We start from the raw sequence: 15,062 nt of genomic DNA, 5'->3' as shown, positions 1-15,062 counted from the left end.
TGGGGTTCTGCTCGGCAAGGAGGCATATGGCCAGCATACGCGTAGGTCTGTCGGGATGGCGGTACGGAGGATGGCGCGGCGTGTTCTATCCGCCTGGCCTGGTCCAGCGGCGCGAGCTGGCGTTTGCGTCGCGCCACGTGCCGACCATCGAGATCAATGGATCGCATTATTCCTTGCAGAGCCCTGTCAGCTATGCGACATGGCATGACGACACGCCCGACGATTTCATCTTTGCTGTCAAGGGCCCCCGCTACCTGACCCACATGCTGCGCTTTCGCGGCGACACCGCGATCGTTGCGACTGCCAACTTCTTTGCGTCGGGGATCTTGCGGCTGGGCGCCAAGCTTGGCCCGATCCTCTGGCAGTATCCACCGACCTATCCGTTTGATCCCGCGGCGTTCGAAAGCTTCCTGCAATTGCTGCCCGCCGATACCGATGCCGCGCTGGATTTCGCCCACCGCCACGACACGCGGGTCAAGGTGCCGTGGCTGGAACCCCAGCCCCGCCGGCGCTTGCGCCATGCGATCGAAGTGCGCCATCCCAGTTTTCTTGATCCCGCGTTCATGCGGCTGCTGCGACGCTATCGCGCTGCGTGGGTCATCTCCGACGCGGTCGCGGACTGGCCGTATGCAGAGGACGTGACCACGGATTTCCTGTACTTGCGACTGCACGGCACCGAAACCCTGTACGGCGGCGCCTATCGCGATGATGCGCTGGACCGGTGGGCCGACAGGCTGGCGGCATGGGGCGCGGGGCGCGAGCCCGACGACGCGGTCCGCGTCGGACCCAAGGCCACCCGCCGCGCTACCGGGCGCGACGTGTACTGCTACTTCGACAATGACAAGAAGGTGCAGGCGCCCTATGACGCGCGCCGCCTGATGGACAGGCTGGCCGCCAACGGGTCGATACCCGGCATCGATCTCCCCCTCCCTTTCCTTCAGGAGCAGCCATGACGGCGACCCCCTTGCATTCCCCCTTCGATCTGCAACGCTTTGTCGATGCGCAGCGCCCCGTCGTGGATACGGTGATGGCCGAGCTGCGCGCCGGCCGGAAACGCACGCACTGGATGTGGTTCGTGTTCCCGCAGCTGGCGGGGCTGGGCCGCAGCGACATGGCTCAGCATTACGCGATTCGCGACCTGGACATGGCGGCCGCCTATCTTGATCATCCGGTGCTTGGCCCGCGCCTGGTCGCCGCAGCCAGCTCCGTGCTGGCTCAGCAAGGCGGCACCGCGCACGCCATCTTTGGCAATCCCGACACGATGAAGCTGCATTCCAGCCTGACGCTGTTTGCACGCGTCCCCGGCGCAGATCCGGTGTTCCGCGCGTGTCTGGACCGGTATTTCGGGGGCAAGGAAGACGCCGGCACGGTGGGGTTGTTGCAGGGGTAGATGAGTCTTCGTGAGGCTTGCCGCCCGGGATCGCTACTTGCTCAATGGTAGGTTCACCATTGATTCCGGAGTGTCTTCATGACCGTTACCCGCAACGCCCGTAGTTCCGTCCTGCGACCTGCCCTCATGGCCACCGTCGTGGCATCGCTGGCCACGCTTGCCGCGTGCAGCGCCCCGCCCGATCGCCCTTCTCCCCTGGCCAATGCGGTTGCGAACGCGGGCGCGGCGCTGCGCGCGGATTCGGACATGAAGGCCGTGCTGGATGCCTATTCGAACCTGGACCCCAAGGCAATCGAAAAGATTTCCGTGTCCGAAGCGCGAGCCCAGCCAACCATCGCCGACGCGGTCGACGCCGTGCTGCGCCAGCAGGGCAGATCGACCGATCCGGCTAGCCTTGTGCCGGGCGTCACGTCACGCGACACGACCATTCCCGGCCCGGCCGGTCCGCTGCCCGCGCGCGTATTCACGCCGTCGGGCGCCGGTCCGTTCCCGGTCATTACCTACTTTCATGGCGGTGGCTGGGTGATTGCCGACAAGCAGGTGTATGACGCTGGCGCGCGCGGCATTGCCAAGCAGGCCAACGCCATCGTGGTCTCGGTGGACTATCGCCGTTCTCCAGAGGTGAAGTTCCCGGCAGCCTGGGACGATGCGCTGGCCGCCTATCGCTGGGTATCGCAAAACGCCGGCACCCTGAACGGCGATCCGCAGCGCCTGGCGCTGGCCGGTGAAAGCGCGGGCGGCAACCTGGCCGTGGCGACGGCCATTGCCGCGCGCGACGCCGGCGTCACGCAGCCACGCCATGTGCTGGCCGTGTACCCCGTCGCGCAGACGGGCAGCCTCCTGACGCCGTCGTATGTCGCGAACGCCGCGGCCAAGCCGCTGAACCGTCCGATGATCGAATGGTTCCTGGACAAACTGCTGGCCTCGCCGATCGACAAGCAGGATCAGCGTCTGGACCTGGTCAACGCCCGCCTGGCCGGCCTTCCGCCCGTCACGATCATCAATGCGGCGATCGATCCGCTGCGCAATGACGGATCGATGCTGGAAGAAGCCCTGCGTAATTCCGGCGTGCAGGTCGAACGCCAGGACTATTCGGGCGTGACCCATGAGTTCTTCGGTACGGCGGCCGTGGTGGTCAAGGCGCGCCAGGCCCAGGAATACGCCGGCCAGCGCCTGCGCCAGTCGCTGGGTAACTGAGGCAGGGACTGACTGAGGGACGAGTCAGCCGAAGATAGAAAAAACGCCCGGCTCCGCTTGCGAGACCGGGCGTTTTTTTTTGCGCGCTTGCTTGTGACCTGCGCTATCTAGCGGCCCGCGCCCGTGATGGCCGCATCGACGGCATCCGCCAGGCGCATCACGATGTTATCGAGATCAGCATCCTGGACCGTGAAGGGCGGCGCAAGCAGCACATGGTCGCCCTGCTGTCCATCGATCGTCCCTCCCATCGCATACACCATCAGGCCGCGCGCCAACGCCTCGTCCCGCACGCGGGCATGGACTTTTGCGCCCGGCGCAAACGGGCGCTTGTCTTCCTTGTGCTGCACGAACTCGACGCCCTGGAACAGTCCCCGGCCCCGCAGGTCGCCCACATGGGGATGGTGACCAAACGCCGCCTGCAAACGCTGCGCCAACGCCGCGCCCTGAACCCGCGACGCCTCGACCAGCCCGTCTCGCTGCAATACACGCTGCACCGCCAGCGCCGCGGCGCAGGCCACCGGATGACCGAGATAGGTATGGCCATGCATGAACTGCCCCGAGCCCTGCGTGAAGGCCTCGTAGATCCGGCCTTGCACCAGCACGGCGCCAATCGGCTGGTAGCCGCCGCCCAGGCCCTTCGCGATCGCCATGAGGTCCGGAACGATCCCTTCCTGATCGATGGCATGCAAGGATCCCGTGCGGCCCATGCCGCACATCACTTCGTCGGCAATCAGCAGGATGCCGTATCGATCGCACAGCGCGCGCACGCCCTTGAAGTAGCCGGGCACGGGCGGCACCGCGCCCAGCGTGGCGCCTACGACGGGTTCGGCGCAAATGCCGATGACGGTGTCCCCGCCCAGCCTCAGGATCTCTGCTTCCAGTTCGCTGACCAGTCGCTGTCCATAGGCTTCGGGCGTTTCGTCGGGCCGCTGGTCGCGGTACGCATAACACGGCGCGACATGCGTCACGTCCATCAGCAGGGGCGCAAACTGCGCCCGCCGCCAGGCATTGCCGCCTACCGCGAGCGCGCCCAGGGTATTGCCGTGGTAGCTCTGGCGGCGCGCAATGAAGTGACGGCGCTGCGGCTGGCCGATCTCGACGAAGTATTGCCGTGCCATCTTGAGCGCGGCTTCCATGGCTTCCGACCCGCCACTCACCAGATAGACCTGCGACATGCCCTTGGGCGCGCTGGCGATCAAGGTGTCCGCCAGGGTTTCGGCCACACGTGTGGTGAAGAAACTGGTGTGGGCGTAATCGAGGCTGTCCATCTGCTCGCGCATGGCGGCCAGTACCTCCGGATGGCCATGGCCCAGACAGGAAACCGCCGCGCCGCCCGAGGCGTCCAGGTAGGTTTTTCCGTCCCGGTCCGTGATGGTCAGGCCGCGCGCGGACACGGCTTCGGGCAAGGGGTGACGCAGCTGGCGATGGAAGACGTGGGTCATCGGTAGTGTGTTGGCTAGGGTTCAAAGGGTCGGTCGGACAGCCTCTATGCTAGCCCTGAACGATCTCGGTTTCTTCGGACCGCATGGCCGCGACTTCGGCCCAGTCCAGTTCCAATTCCAGCGCGTGGAAGACGCTTTCGTCGATCCGCCCGCTGCGCCGCAAGCGCGACAGGGTGTTGCGCCGCGCCTCGATCCCCTTGTGCCGCAATGCGTCGATCTCTTCCATGTCGCCGGGTTGATGTCCGCCCTCTTCCACGGCGTGCTCGGCCTGGTAGGCCTTGCGCAAGTGCTTGGCCGCAATGTCCTGGCGGTCGCCCAGGGTCGCCAGCGCAGCGTCCAGCAAGGCGCGACGGGCGGTCACCAGCTCGGTGTCGTAGCCATCGTCCTTCGGAAAATTCAGACGGCGGATCAGCGGCCCCAGTGTCAGCCCCTGCAGCACCAGCGTTCCCAGCACAACCGTCAGTGCACTGAGCACAATCAGGTCGCGCGCCGGAAAATCGCCCGGCAACGCCAGGGCCGTGGCCAGGGTGACCAGCCCGCGCATGCCGGACCATGACACCAGCAAGCCTTGTCCGGTTGACGGGACATCCGGCCATTGGTGCGCGCGGGCCCAGGCCGCCATGCCGCGGTTGTACAGCATGACCCAGACGATGCGCACCACGATCACGATGACCAGCACGCCGCCCGCGAACAGCATGGCGTGACCCAACTCGCCGGGGGCAAGACGGCCAACAATGGTGCGCGCCTGCATGCCCATCAGCAGGAAGGCCAGCACATTGAGCATGAAGACCGTGGCGCCCCAGACCGAATAGGAGTGCAGCCGGTCGCGCGCGGCCTGGCGGTCCGGCGCATCGCGCGCCACCATCATGGCGAAGGTGACCACGGCCAGAATCGCCGACAGGTGCAGACGGTCCGCCACGACCCACACGCCAAAGGTCATCACGAATTCGAACAGCGTTCCGCCCAGCGTACCGGCCAGGCGGGGCGCGCAGTACACATAGAGTTTGGCGAAAACGATGCCCAGCACGATCCCGGCGGGCGCCTCCAGCACCAGCAATGGCGCGATGTCGTTCAAGAGACCGGGGCTGGATGCGGTGGTCACCGCCCAGGTAAAGATCAGCAGCGCCACCGCATCGTTGAACAGGCTTTCGCCTTCCAGCACGGTCAGAGTGCTGCGCGGCAGGGTGAAACGCCCCAGCACGGCGGAGGCGGCCGCGGCGTCGGGCGGCGCCACGATGGCGCCCAGCGCAATCGCCGCCGCCACCGGCAGGCCGCCGAACCACACCGCCGCCGTCGCCACCGCGCCAGTCGTCAACAATACCGCGATGGCGGCCAGCGCCAGCAGGGGCAGCCAGTAACGCAGCAAGGCACGGGGCGGAAAATCGTAGGCGGCGTCGAACAGCGCCGGCGCAATGAACAGCGCCAGCGCCAGTCTGGGCTCGATTTCAAAGGGGGGCACCCAGGGCATCGCGGCGACGGCGACACCAGCCATGGCGAGCATCGTGGGATAGGGAACCGGCCAGCGGCGCGATATTTGCAAAAGCAGGATCGCTGCCAGCATCAGCAGCAGCGACGTTTCGAACAAAGCCATACCAGTTACTCTTCCCCAAGCCAGCCGCCGGGCAGGTCGCCCACTTCATGCTCCCACCATTGCCGCACTGCGGCGGAAACCGATATGAAACTCTTGCAAACGTTGGTGTGGCCCGTGCCTCTTGTCATGATCTCGTTGATGCTGGCGGGGTGCAACGTGCGGCCCGGCAAGGTGCCGCACATCGTCGATGCCGACTCGGCGCAGGCCGTCACCGTCAAGACCCGGTCCGGACCGGTGGTGGGAGCGTCCGCTGCGCCTGGAACGGCGTTCCTGGGCATTCCGTACGCCGCGCCACCCGTCGGCGATCTGCGCTGGAAGCCGCCGCAGCCGCCGGCGTCCTGGTCCGACCCGCGGGACGCCCGCAAGCTGGGGTCCGCCTGCACGCAGGCGATCAGCCTGAATCCCGGCGCGGGCGAAGGCGGCGGTCTGCCCTTTGGTGACGAGGACTGCCTGTTTCTGAATGTCTACCTGCCCGCCGCCCCGCCTGCGGCCGGCAATCCGTGGCCCGTCATGGCCTATCTGCCCGGGGGCGCCTTCGTTCTGGGGGCGGGCGACAACTACGACCCCAGCCGGCTGGCGACCGAACAGAACGTGGTGGTTGTCACCATCAACTATCGGCTGGGCCCGCTTGGCTTTTTGGCCCACCCCGCGCTGACCGCGGAATCGCCATCGGGCGGATCCGGCAATTTCGGGCTCATGGATCAGCAGGCCGCCCTGCGCTGGGTGCGCGACAACATCGCGTCCTTCGGGGGCGATCCGGCGCGGGTCACGCTGTTCGGCGAATCGGCGGGCGCGTGGAGCACCTGCTATCAACTGACGTCGCCGGGCGCGTCCCGGCTGTTCCAGCGGGCCATCCTGCAAAGCGGATCGTGCGTCGATCCGGTGTCGATGGCGCCTGTCGCCGAGGCCGATGCCGATGGCGTGGCGTACGCCGCCAAGGTCGGTTGCACCGATCCGGCTGCTGCCCTGGCCTGCCTGCGCGAGGTGTCGGCACGGACCCTGGTGCGCACCGCGTCGACCCGCCGCGGCATCGTCGGCCCGGCCAGTTGGGGTCCCGTATGGGGCGACGGCGTCGTGCCGCTGCGGCCCGATGTCGCCTTTGAACAGGGCCGGTACGCCCAGGTGCCGGTCATCGTCGGCACGAATCGGGACGAAGGGCGGCTGTTCGCCATCACCACCCGCAACCAGGAAACGTTCGAAACGCGCATCCAGCAGCAGTTCGGCCCCAAGGCCGCGCAGGTGCTGGCCCGCTACACCGAAGCCACCCAGGGGTCCGTGCGTCTTGCCTTTGCGGGGGTCTGGACCGACGCCCGCCTGGCGTGTCCGTCGGATGCGCTGCGTCAGGCCCTGCGGCCGCGCAGCGAAGTCTACGGCTATGAATTTGCCGATGACCGCGCGCCGATCAGCCTGCCCGCCATGATGCAGGGCGGGCCGATGGGCGCCTATCACTCCGGCGAACTGACCTACGTGTTCGGCACGCGATGGGCCCTGGCGGATCCGGCCGACTTTGATGCCGGGCAGGCGGCGCTGGCGACCGCCATCCGGACGGCGTGGGGACGGTTTGCGCACGGCCAGCCGCCTGCGTCCCCGGCGTCGGACTGGCCCGCGTTTGGCGAAGAAGGCCTGGTGCGCATTCTGGCGCCCGGCCCGGTGCGTCAGAGCGCGGACTTCGCGCAGCGGCACGACTGCGCATTCTGGTCAGGCGTACTGGGGGCTGGATGAGCAAGCGCGCTCATGCCTTGCAAGCTCTGGTCAGCCGTGGCGTGCAAGAGTAAAGCGTGAGCAGCGCGCCGCGCCCGTGGCGCGCGATTCGCTGCCCGCCTGCAACCTTTGCCGGGAACATCGATTGCGTTGGGGCCTGAGTCTGTCTATTTCAGGAGCGACCCTTGAGATCGCTGTTCCGGAGTTTTTTCCAGGGCGGATTCGAGTGTTCAACGCATCGTCTACCGGAAGGTGGAGGACTCGATCTGCTCGAGTCCACCGGCCATGCCCGTCACCCCCTGGCCGACTACGACGCCGCGGCGCGGCACGGCCTGACTACCGTCCGCGATGGCTTGCGCTGGCATCTGATCGAGCCGCGACCCGGCGAGTATGACTGGTCCAGCCTGCTGCCCCAGCTGCAGGCGGCGCGGATGCAGGGCACCCAGGTCATCTGGGATCTGTGCCATTACGGCTACCCGGATCACGTTGATCCGTTCAGCCCGGTCTTTCCGCAACGGTTCGCGCGCTTTGCGGCGGCCGCCGAGCGCGGTGGCGAACTCAAACGCCAGCTGGTGCGCGCGGCCATCGCGGCCATGGATGCCATCCGCACGGTCGACGGCCGCGCACGCTTCGTTGCCGTCGACCCGATGATCCATGTGACGGCGCTGGATGCCGCAGAAGCCCCCCTGGCCGAGGCCGCGACGCTGGCCCAGTTCGAAGCGTGGGACATGCTGGCGGGCCGGGTCTGCCCCGAACTGGGCGGCCACCCCGACTTCCTGGACGTTGTGGGTGTCAACTATTACCCGCACAACCAGTGGACGCTGCACGAAGGCGCGCTCTGGCAAGGACAGCCGTACTACCGGCCGATGCGCGAGCTGCTGGCCGGTGTCCACGCGCGGTATGCCCGGCCGGTGCTGGTAGCCGAAACGTTTGATGACCGGCATTGCCCGACGGGACTCTTCGGTTCGCCCGACCCGTCTTTCCTGCGCCCCCTCGACTTCCCGCTTGCCCACGAACTGGCCGTGCAGCGCGCCCGCTTTGCCGACCTGATTGCCCCCAACCTTCCCCATCACGCCGCCGAAGCGGCCAGCAACTTCTGAGTCCACCAGGAAGCCCCATGTCCGACTCGAGCATTGCGCAGGTGCCCATTGCGCAAACCCCTGCTGCGTTCCTCATGAACTACGTCAAGGGGCGGCGGGGCAGCTTTCTGACCCTGGCCGCCCTGGTCGTGGCCGCCGGATCTTGCGCGGTGGCGGTCCAGTACGGCATGAAGCTGATCGTCGATGCCATGTCAGGCACCGACCGCCAGGCCGCCGACGTCTGGCATCCGCTGATCCTGTTCCTGACCCTGATCGGGGTCGAAAGCATCCTGTGGCGGCTCAGCGGCTGGTTGGGCTGCCGTACGATCATCGCGTCGTGCGTCGACATGCGCGTGGACCTGTTCAAGCACCTGACCGGGCATTCCATGAAGTACTTCCGGCAGCATCTGTCGGGCGCGCTGGGCAACCGCATCACGTCAACATCCCAGGCGTCGGGTTCCATCCTGGGGACGCTGACCTGGAACATCGTGCCGCCCTGCGTCGACTTCCTGGGCGCGGTGGTCGTGCTGCTGACCATCGACTGGCGCATGGCGGCCGCGCTGAGCGGCTTTGTCGCCCTGGTCGCCGGGGTCATCTTCACTTTCGGCAGCCGGGGGCGCGTGCTGCATCAGGAATTCGGTGAACAGGCCTCACGCGTGGGCGGCGAAATCGTGGATGCCGTCTCCAACATCTGGGTGGTGCAGGCCTTCTCGGCCCGGCATCGCGAAACCGAAAGGCTGCAGAAGGAACTCGGCGTCGAAGCCCGCGCACAGCGGCGCAGCTGGATGTACCTGGAAAAGGCGCGCGTGCTGCATGACATCTGCCTGTGGATCATGGCGGGCACCATGCTCACCTGGGCCTTGCGGTCATGGCAGGCCGGCAACGTGACGTCGGGTGACGTGGTGGTCATCAGTGCACTGGCCTTTCGTATCCTGCACGGCTCGCGCGACCTGGCGCTGGCCCTGGTCGGCACGGCGCAGCAATTCGGCGTCATCGCCGAAATGCTGAACGTGGTGGCCCAGCCGCACGACCAGCCCGACCTGCCGGAACTGTCCGACAAGCCGATCGCGCGCGGCACCATCGAACTGCGCAACGTCAGCTATGCGTATGCGGACGGCCGGCAGGTGTTCAACAATCTGAACCTGACGATACCGGCCGGCCAGAAGGTCGGCATCGTGGGGCCATCGGGCGCGGGCAAGTCGACCCTGCTGTCCTTGCTGCAGCGGGTTGACGATGTGGGGGGCGGCTGCATCCTGATCGATGGCGAGCGGATCAATGAGATGTCCCGGGACAGCCTGCGCCAGGCCATTGGCGTCGTCCCGCAGGACATCAGCCTGTTCCGCCGCAGCGTGCTCGAAAACATCCGCTACGGCCGGCCCGATGCCACCAAGGAAGAAGTCATTGCCTGCGCCAGAAAAACGCATTGCGATGAATTCATACGTGCCCTGAAGCATGGGTACAAGACCATCGTCGGCGAGCGCGGCGCGTCGCTGTCGGGCGGGCAGCGGCAACGAATCGGCATTGCACGCGCGCTGCTCAAGAACGCGCCGATTCTGCTGCTGGACGAGGCCACGTCGGCGCTCGATAGCCAGTCCGAAGCGCTGATCAACAGTGCACTGATCGATCTGATGAAGGACCGCACGGTCGTGGCGGCCGCGCACCGGCTGTCGACCCTATCGCGCTACGACCGTATCGTGGTGCTGGCCGACGGCCATGTGATCGAGGACGGCACGCTGGACGAACTGCGCAATGCGGGCGGCATGTTCAGCCAGCTGTGGGCTTTGCAGACGATTGAAGGCGATTGCCCCCCTGTGCCCGAGATCGCCACGGAAGCCGCCGCGGTGCAGATCCCCGAGGTACCGTCCCTGCAGGACGCCATCGGCGAGGACGAACTCAGGCCGCGCGCGGCGTGATTGCAGGCCGCGATAGATTGCCCTTGCGGCAAGGCCGGCAGGATCCCGCCGGCCCCGCCTTGTGAACGCGTCAGGCCGTCTTCTCGCCAAAGAATCGTTGGGTCAGCTCGTCGTTCTGGGCATGCACCAGATCCTTGTTGAGTTCGGTCGTCACCAGGCTTGCGACCTGCGGGGGCAAGGCCTTGCGCAATGCGCCAAGGAAACGGGGCGCGGCCGCGATCCGCAATTCATCGAACCGCTTTTGTTGCACTGCCTTGCCGAGATGCTCGGCCACGTGCGTTGCGAACTGTCCGGCTTCGACATGCTGCTCGGCTTCGCCCGCCGACGACGTGACGCTGGACACGGCCTGCAAGCGATGCGGCGTATCCTGCCGAGCTTGATGCGTGGCCGAACCGGAACGCCTGCCATAGGCGTCGCGACGCAGATCCGTGCCAGAGGCATGGGCGTCGGGGTCGGTCAATTCTTCGACCGGCTCGAGCTGCCCGCCGTTTTCAGGCCAGCGCAAGATGCGCGCAATGGCTTCATCCGCCACCAGAACCCAGATTGTTTTCATCAATGTTCTCCTTGAAAGTCCTACCCCTCAAGACGAGCAACACGCATGCCCGGCAGCTCGCGGACGGCACGCTGTTTGCGTGAGACACTCGACCGTCGGCCCGCACCTCACTTTTCGGAGAACCTTCTTGACCGTCTACCTGCCCAACCCGCCCTTTGCGGCAGCATCGTCTGCCGGCCTGGCGATCGATGCCTTTGTGTTCGACATGGACGGCCTGCTGCTCAACACCGAAACGCTGGCCCGTCTCGCGCTGATGCGGGCCGGGCAGGCACTGGACCTGCCCATGACCGAGGCCTTTTGCGCGTCGCTGATCGGCATCGCGGCGGATGGATCGCGCAAGCTGCTGTACGACCGGTACGGCGAAGACGCCCCGGCCGACGATTTTTTCTCGCTGGCGACACGTGAGATGACCGCGCAGATCGATGCGGGCGCGCTGGCCTTGCAACCCGGCGTGGAAGCGTTGCTCGACGGCCTGGACCGTTGCAGCATTCCCCGGTCGGTTGCGACCTCGTCCGGAGGCGACAAGGCGCGCCATCATCTGGCTGCGGCCGGGATCCTTGACCGCTTCGATCACATCGTGACGCGGGATGACGTGGCGGCGGGCAAGCCCCGGCCCGACCTCTTCCTGGAAGCGGCGCGGCGTCTGCGCAAGGCCCCTGGCCGGTGCCTGGCGCTGGAAGATTCCTACAACGGCGTGCGGGCTGCGCACGCCGCGGGCATGCCGGTGGTGATGGTGCCTGACCTGCTGGCGCCGACCGACGAGATGCGCGAAACGTGCCTGGCGATTCTGGACAGCCTGCAGCAGGTGGACGATCTGTTCGTGCGGCCGGCAGGCTTCGGCCCGCTGGCCGAAGCACCGCTGGCCGGAGCACCGCTGACCGGAGCCCGATTCGCCGCGCCGGTCACAGAATAGGCTTGCCTCCCGTAACCGCATACCTTGCGCCACTGACGTAGCTAGCCTCGTCGGACGCAAGGAACACGTACACCGGCGCGACTTCGCGCGGTTGCCCCGGCCGGCCCAGCGGGACCTCGGAACCGAAGCTCTTGACCTGATCGGGTGGCATCGTTGACGGAATCAACGGTGTCCAGATCGGCCCCGGCGCCACCGAATTGACGCGGATGCCCTTCTCGGCAAGCAGCTGCGCCAGCCCGCCCGTAAAGTTGGCGATGGCACCCTTGGTGGCCGCGTAGGCCAGCAGCGTCGGCTTGGGCATGTCCGAATTCACCGACGTCGTGTTGATGATCGCCGATCCGGATTTCATGTGCGGCACGGCGGCCTTGCACAGGTGGAACATCGCGGTGATGTTGGTCTTGAACGTGTAGTCCCATTCGTCGTCGGGGATCTCTTCCAGCGACTCGTGCGACATCTGGAAGGCCGCGTTGTTGACCAGGATGTCGATGCGGCCAAAGGCCTCGACGGCCTGGCGGATGATGCTGCGGCAATGTTCCGGTACCGCGATATCGCCGGGTACCAGGACACATTTGCGGCCGGCTTCTTCGACCCAGCGCTGCGTTTCGCGCGCATCTTCCTCTTCGTCCAGGAAGCTGACCAGGACGTCGGCGCCTTCTCGCGCAAAGGCGATCGCCACTGCCCTGCCGATGCCGCTGTCGCCGCCGGTGATGACGGCGACCTTGTTTTCGAGCTTGCCGCTGCCGCGATAGCTGCTCTCGCCATGGTCCGCCTGCGGCTGCAGTTCGGCTTCGACGCCGGGCGGATTCTGCTGTTGTTCAGGTTGTGTGCTCATGGTGTGCTCCAGATGGACATCAGCGCTTTTCGCTCAACCCGGGGGTGTCGGCGTGCTGAAGGAAGCGCTTGACCAGGATCGGCATGTTGTCCGCCAGCCAGTTGGCCATGGCTTCTTCTTCGACCAGGATGGCTTGGCAGACGCGCTGCGTTTCGGTATCGCCGGCCACCTCGGCCGCCACGATCAGCGACTTGTAGGTCGCGATCTCGAAGTGCTCGAACGCATAGCTGACCAGCGAACCCTTGATGATCTCGTCGGACGACATCGCGGCCGTAAAGCTATGCATCATCGCCATGGCCTTGCCGGTCATGTCCTTGACCGTGGACGTATCGCCGCCCCGGCGCTGGATGCACTGCGCGATCAGCGACGCCTGGTTGCGGGTTTCTTCAATGTGCTGGTCGAGGCGCTGCTTGACTTCGGGATAGGTCTCGATCCGGGCGGACATGGCTGTCAGCATCTGTTCGGCCTGCTCTTCCATTGCGTGGGCGTCGCGCAGCCAGTCCATGAAGTGATCGTTCGAATCGGGCATTGGTGTTCTCCGTAAGCGGAAAGCTTCCTGGGAAGCGAAGCCCCGGCACGTGGCCGGGGAGGCTTGCGAAGGCTTGCAAGGGCTATTCCTGACAGCGCGGGATGCGCCCTGCCACGCGCCAGCGGGTACGCGACTTGCAGCATACGAGCAAGAGCGCGCATTCATGGCGCCCCGAAATGACCTATTTCCTGGAGAACAGCATGCCAGCCGATCAAGACAAGGACGCCCGCGACACCGCCACGCAAGGCGCCGGCCAGACCACCGCGCCTGCCGCGCGTGCCGGGGAAAGCACCGCACGCCAGGACAACGCCCCCGCCAACAACGGCATGGACGATCCCCGCAAGTCACCGGTCGCGGGTAGCGGCAATTCACTGGGGTCGGGCAAGACGGCCAACAACACCGCGGGCAAGGACAAATAGTTGTAATTGCCAACCAATTGCACGCCTTACCGCACGACTCACTGCAAGCTCGTCGCAGTTCAACCTGGAGTATCGCTATGACCAAAGAAACGAAAGACCCCCACAATCCGCATCGGTCCTATGACAATCCGACCGAAACCGTGGACCAGCAGGACGCCTTTCCAGAATCGAAGGGCACCACCGGCGGACGCCCTGGCTCGCAGCAGCCCGACAGCGAAAAGGCGACGCAGTACAACGGGTCAACCGAAGCCGATCCCCGCGAGGACTCGCCCGACCTGTTCAGCCCGCAGGATGATTCGCCCAGTGTGCTGAAGGAAAAGGACGGCGGCCTTATCAAGTCGTCTGGCCGCACGCTGTAAGACGGGCGCGGCCCGGGTCAATCGACCCCGGCAGCGCCTTTGATTTCCCACTCCTTCAGGTCACCCGTCTCAACCGTGACGCCAGCTTGGCCGCCGCGTAGGGCCTTCTGCTGGGCGACGGCGTGGATCGCACGAAAGTTGGCGCGGTAGGCCTCGAGCAACGTGTCGGGCGATCCTGAGGCGCCAAAGTATTCCTTCAAGACCAGGGCGGTAACGCGCGCGTCGCCAGGCCCATCGGGAAAGTGCATCCGGAAACTGACGCCCTCCGCATCCGGTCGGGCAGTGACATCAAACGTCATGGCGGTAATCCTTCTGTTGAAAGTGACACCCTCTCATCAGCAAGGACCTTGCCGCATTCCCTATGGCGTTACGGAACAGCAAGCACTGCGCACGTTGCGCGGGCGTGGCGGCCGCATGCCACCCGCCACGGGGCGCTGCCGGACGCGGAACGAAGCTTGCGAGAAAGCGTGAGCATCGTTCATCACCGCATCTTTATCAGTATCCGACAGGGCAATCATGGCTGACGACAAAACGCAAAAACCTTCGAAGCCGCGGGGCTTCGCCGCAATGGACGCCAAACGGCAACGCGAGATTGCCTCGCTGGGCGGGCAGACCGCCCATCGCCTGGGCAAGGCACACCGGTTCAGCGTGGAAGAGGCGCGGGCCGCCGGCGCCGCAGGGCATCGCACGCGCAAGCAGCAACAGGAAAAGGCAGCCGGGGGCAGCATGTCCGCTGCCGAATCCGATGCGAGCTCCGACGCGGACGAGGAGACGGAGTCGTCCATCGAGGCTGCACATGCCGAGAAATGACCCCCCTGCTCCGCCGGGCAAGCGCCCCGCCGCGCAGGTTGTGCTGCAGGCGACGGCCAAGCTGGCGCGGCGCGAAATCGCCTATCGCGGCTACTGGATCAACGCTTGGGCGCAAGCCGTGGCGGCCGCGCGCGACGCTTTTCTTCCCCGCTTCATGCTGAGCAGCGATCCGCCGGGTACCGCCGGGCGGATCTGGCTGCTGCAGTCGATCCCTTCGGCCGGTGTGCTCGGCGATAGTCAGCGCGCGGCCGATCACGCACTCGCAATGGGCCGTGCCTACGTGGACGCCATCCGCGGCGCCGGCACGGCCGACTGACTTCCTTCCTTCGAGATC

At 66.1% G+C, this 15,062-nt stretch carries 17 protein-coding genes; 11 read left to right on the top strand and 6 right to left on the bottom strand.

The features are described 5' to 3' along the window. The first annotated feature begins 26 nt into the window (after window positions 1–26). The 3 genes from HD883_RS03370 (at window position 27) to HD883_RS03360 (ending at window position 2,587) form a co-directional block, all read left to right on the top strand. Complete coding sequence (locus tag HD883_RS03370; RefSeq protein ID WP_179587831.1) at window positions 27–953, top strand: DUF72 domain-containing protein; 927 nt, start codon at window positions 27–29, stop codon at window positions 951–953. Further along, on the top strand, window positions 950–1,390 hold the full coding sequence (locus HD883_RS03365) for a DUF1810 domain-containing protein (RefSeq protein WP_257021973.1): 441 nt from the start codon (window positions 950–952) through the stop codon (window positions 1,388–1,390). Before HD883_RS03370 ends, HD883_RS03365 begins: the two co-directional genes overlap by 4 nt. A gap of 78 nt (window positions 1,391–1,468) precedes the next feature. After that, complete coding sequence (locus tag HD883_RS03360) at window positions 1,469–2,587, top strand: alpha/beta hydrolase (RefSeq protein ID WP_306455905.1); 1,119 nt, start codon at window positions 1,469–1,471, stop codon at window positions 2,585–2,587. Window positions 2,588–2,694: 107 nt separating this feature from the next. Here the strand turns inward: HD883_RS03360 and HD883_RS03355 are convergent, their stop codons facing one another. Together HD883_RS03355 and HD883_RS03350 are read right to left on the bottom strand one after the other, a co-directional pair. Beyond that, a complete protein-coding gene (locus HD883_RS03355) occupies window positions 2,695–4,029 on the bottom strand; it encodes an aspartate aminotransferase family protein (RefSeq protein WP_179587832.1) in 1,335 nt (444 codons plus the stop codon). Window positions 4,030–4,078: 49 nt separating this feature from the next. Continuing rightward, window positions 4,079–5,620: a cation:proton antiporter gene (locus HD883_RS03350; protein WP_179587833.1), complete on the bottom strand. Its 1,542-nt coding sequence runs from the start codon at window positions 5,618–5,620 to the stop codon at window positions 4,079–4,081. An 84-nt stretch (window positions 5,621–5,704) separates the two neighbouring features. Between HD883_RS03350 and HD883_RS03345 the strand changes: the two genes are divergently transcribed. The 3 genes from HD883_RS03345 (at window position 5,705) to HD883_RS03335 (ending at window position 10,313) form a co-directional block, all read left to right on the top strand. After that, on the top strand, window positions 5,705–7,342 hold the full coding sequence (locus tag HD883_RS03345; protein ID WP_179587834.1) for a carboxylesterase/lipase family protein: 1,638 nt from the start codon (window positions 5,705–5,707) through the stop codon (window positions 7,340–7,342). Window positions 7,343–7,506: 164 nt separating this feature from the next. Continuing rightward, window positions 7,507–8,421 carry a beta-glucosidase gene (locus HD883_RS03340; RefSeq protein ID WP_179587835.1) on the top strand — a complete coding sequence of 305 codons (915 nt, stop codon included), beginning with the start codon at window positions 7,507–7,509 and terminating at the stop codon, window positions 8,419–8,421. Window positions 8,422–8,438: 17 nt separating this feature from the next. After that, a complete protein-coding gene (locus tag HD883_RS03335) occupies window positions 8,439–10,313 on the top strand; it encodes an ABC transporter ATP-binding protein (RefSeq protein WP_179587836.1) in 1,875 nt (624 codons plus the stop codon). A 70-nt stretch (window positions 10,314–10,383) separates the two neighbouring features. Here HD883_RS03335 and HD883_RS03330 read toward each other — a convergent pair whose 3' ends face one another. Beyond that, window positions 10,384–10,866 (bottom strand): host attachment protein, encoded by a 483-nt coding sequence (locus HD883_RS03330; RefSeq protein WP_179587837.1) that lies wholly within the window; start codon window positions 10,864–10,866, stop codon window positions 10,384–10,386. Window positions 10,867–10,993: 127 nt separating this feature from the next. On the opposite strand from HD883_RS03330, the gene HD883_RS03325 reads away from it, so the two are divergent. Then, window positions 10,994–11,779 carry an HAD family hydrolase gene (locus tag HD883_RS03325; RefSeq protein ID WP_218863258.1) on the top strand — a complete coding sequence of 262 codons (786 nt, stop codon included), beginning with the start codon at window positions 10,994–10,996 and terminating at the stop codon, window positions 11,777–11,779. Here the strand turns inward: HD883_RS03325 and HD883_RS03320 are convergent. Next, window positions 11,769–12,611 (bottom strand): SDR family oxidoreductase, encoded by an 843-nt coding sequence (locus HD883_RS03320; protein WP_179587839.1) that lies wholly within the window; start codon window positions 12,609–12,611, stop codon window positions 11,769–11,771. The genes HD883_RS03325 and HD883_RS03320 overlap by 11 nt on opposite strands. A 19-nt stretch (window positions 12,612–12,630) precedes the next feature. Beyond that, window positions 12,631–13,140, bottom strand: a complete 510-nt coding sequence (locus HD883_RS03315) for a ferritin-like domain-containing protein (protein ID WP_179587840.1) — start codon at window positions 13,138–13,140, stop codon at window positions 12,631–12,633. A gap of 200 nt (window positions 13,141–13,340) precedes the next feature. Between HD883_RS03315 and HD883_RS03310 the strand changes: the two genes are divergently transcribed. Further along, complete coding sequence (locus tag HD883_RS03310) at window positions 13,341–13,559, top strand: hypothetical protein (protein ID WP_179587841.1); 219 nt, start codon at window positions 13,341–13,343, stop codon at window positions 13,557–13,559. A gap of 77 nt (window positions 13,560–13,636) precedes the next feature. Beyond that, window positions 13,637–13,918, top strand: a complete 282-nt coding sequence (locus tag HD883_RS03305; protein WP_179587842.1) for a hypothetical protein — start codon at window positions 13,637–13,639, stop codon at window positions 13,916–13,918. A gap of 17 nt (window positions 13,919–13,935) precedes the next feature. Here HD883_RS03305 and HD883_RS03300 read toward each other — a convergent pair whose 3' ends face one another. Beyond that, window positions 13,936–14,217 carry a hypothetical protein gene (locus HD883_RS03300; RefSeq protein WP_179587843.1) on the bottom strand — a complete coding sequence of 94 codons (282 nt, stop codon included), beginning with the start codon at window positions 14,215–14,217 and terminating at the stop codon, window positions 13,936–13,938. 217 nt (window positions 14,218–14,434) lie between these two features. Here HD883_RS03300 and HD883_RS03295 point away from each other — a divergent pair, with 217 nt between their 5' ends. Both HD883_RS03295 and HD883_RS03290 read left to right on the top strand, forming a co-directional pair. Then, window positions 14,435–14,728 carry a KGG domain-containing protein gene (locus HD883_RS03295; protein ID WP_179587844.1) on the top strand — a complete coding sequence of 98 codons (294 nt, stop codon included), beginning with the start codon at window positions 14,435–14,437 and terminating at the stop codon, window positions 14,726–14,728. Then, window positions 14,715–15,044 (top strand): hypothetical protein, encoded by a 330-nt coding sequence (locus HD883_RS03290; RefSeq protein ID WP_179587845.1) that lies wholly within the window; start codon window positions 14,715–14,717, stop codon window positions 15,042–15,044. Before HD883_RS03295 ends, HD883_RS03290 begins: the two co-directional genes overlap by 14 nt. Window positions 15,045–15,062 lie beyond the last annotated feature (18 nt).

The sequence above is a fragment of the Pigmentiphaga litoralis genome (genome assembly GCF_013408655.1).
GTDB classification, from domain to species: domain Bacteria; phylum Pseudomonadota; class Gammaproteobacteria; order Burkholderiales; family Burkholderiaceae_B; genus Pigmentiphaga; species Pigmentiphaga litoralis_A.
Note: the sequence above shows the minus strand (reverse complement) of the source record. Positions and strands in the feature narration are given on the sequence as shown.